This window comes from Nocardia cyriacigeorgica, from assembly GCF_005863245.1.
Lineage (GTDB): Bacteria > Actinomycetota > Actinomycetes > Mycobacteriales > Mycobacteriaceae > Nocardia > Nocardia cyriacigeorgica_C.
Genome location: NZ_VBUT01000027.1, coordinates 1 through 1905, shown reverse-complemented (window position 1 = coordinate 1905; position 1905 = coordinate 1). Strand labels below are relative to the sequence as shown.

At 67.9% G+C, this 1905-nt stretch carries 2 protein-coding genes and 1 pseudogene; all 3 read left to right on the top strand.

The genetic code is table 11. From position 1 onward, the window contains the following. Positions 1 to 513, top strand: a pseudogene (locus FEK34_RS29785) (sensor histidine kinase); the annotation flags it as partial. Next, positions 510 to 1181, top strand: coding sequence for a LuxR C-terminal-related transcriptional regulator (locus tag FEK34_RS29780; protein ID WP_138453309.1), 672 nt, complete (start codon positions 510 to 512; stop codon positions 1179 to 1181). The pseudogene FEK34_RS29785 and the gene FEK34_RS29780, both read left to right, overlap by 4 nt. Before the next feature lie 287 nt (positions 1182 to 1468). Beyond that, positions 1469 to 1905: hypothetical protein (locus FEK34_RS29775; RefSeq protein ID WP_212748855.1), on the top strand; the 437-nt coding region annotated here is incomplete at its 3' end.

Here is a 1905-nt window from a genome sequence, read left to right as displayed (position 1 = left end):
GCCCGGCATCGCCAGCTGTCGATCACCCTCGTCCCGCTCCTGCACCGTCTCGCCGAGGCAAACGACCCTGCCGCCGACCCGGCACTGCGAGCGGCATGCATCATCGAATCCGCGCGCCTGCGAAGGATGTTCGGTGGCCACGACCAATCCGGGCACCCGCTCGTCGAGGAATTGCGTCCCGTCATCGACGCGGCAGAGCACCGTAGCGTCGCGGTCGCGCTGCACGTCAGCGGCGAGCTACCCGCCCTCACAGCCGCCGAACGCACCCGACTGCTGTCCGCGCCGGTCACGCTGCTCACCGCTGCCCGCACCCGCGCACGCGTGGTCTTCACTGGACCGACACCGGAGCAGCCGTTCCCGACCATCAGCATCGTCTGCGACTGCGACGACACCGTCCGCGCCACCGCGACCACCATCGCCCCCAACAGTGACATCACCGCCGTCGAGCAGCTCACCTGGGCAACGTTCACGCTCGATCCCGCCCCGCGACCACTCGAGGAGACAACGCCGTGACCGGCGAGCCGACCACCCCCGTCACCGCCGCGATCATCGACGACCACGAGGTCGTCCACGACGGAATCGCCGGCTGGTGCGCCACCGCGCAACCACCCATCATCCTCAAAGGCAACTACCACGACCCCGGCGACTTCCTCACCGACCCCTCCTGCGACCCCACAACAATCGACGCCGTCGTGCTCGACCTCCAGTTCGACCAACGCGCACCCGACCTGTCGGCGCTGGCCACACTGTGCCAACGCGGATTCCGGGTCCTGGTGTTCTCCCAGCACACCCGCTCCGACATCATCCTCGACTGCCTCGAACTCGGCGCCGTCACCTACCTGTCCAAAGCGGAAGGGCGCGAACACCTCGTCGCCGCCATCCACGCCGCCCGCTCCGACCGCCCCTACCTCAGCCCCACCATGGCCCAAGCCATGACCGAAGACACCCGCCACACCCGTCCAGCCCTGTCCCCACGCGAACGTGAAGTCCTGCTCGCCTGGTTCCAAACCGAATCGAAAGCCCTCGTCGGACAACGCCTCTACATCACCACCGGCACCGTCAACACCCACCTCGAACGCATCAGAACCAAATACGCCCAAGCCGGACGCCCCGCCCCCACCAAAGCCGCCCTCGTCGCCCGCGCCATCCAAGATGGACTGATCACCGCCGACGAACTCTGAAACCGCCGAGCAGTATCTCTGCCCGTAGACCGTGAGGTCGGCTCCAACACTGCCGCTCCCCCGCGGTGCTCACCGGATGCGCGAACAGCGTCCGCCGGGTGAATCCACCATCTGCAACTACCGGTTAGCGATGTCGGTCGAACGTCGGACAGACCCCGAGCGATGCTGCCGTTACCGTTTCAGCACTTGCACCCGCCCGCGGTCTCGCGCACCCGGCCGACAGTGGGCATCACACGACGGGACGGAACATGCGCACCTTCAGGTGGTCGACCCCAGTCGGGATCGCAGTGGCAGCGACCGTGCTGGTGGCCGGCTCGGCATGCACGAACACGCCACCACCTCGCGCCGCACAGACAACGACGACGGCGCCGGCCACCACAACAGCCACCCCCACCCCCACCCCGACCTCCGCCGGCCCCGTCACTGTCGCCAACCCGAAACACCTGCCCGTCTCGTTCCGTCGGGGCGTGATGGCGTGGCACTGCAATCACCAGTTCAGCGGCCCCGGCAAGCCTGGACCGGCAGTGCTGCGGTTGTCGCACGACCCCAACCGCGCGTATGAGATTCCAGCGCCGACCGTGCCGAACGAAACCGTCGACCAGGGCGGCAGCGACAGCTGCGCGACCACCGGCAAAGGCGGCGATCTACGAGTCGTCTACGCGGCTACATCGTTCAAGGCGTCGTCCGGGCTCGAGCCCGAGGCCCACAGCCTCTCGCTCATCTC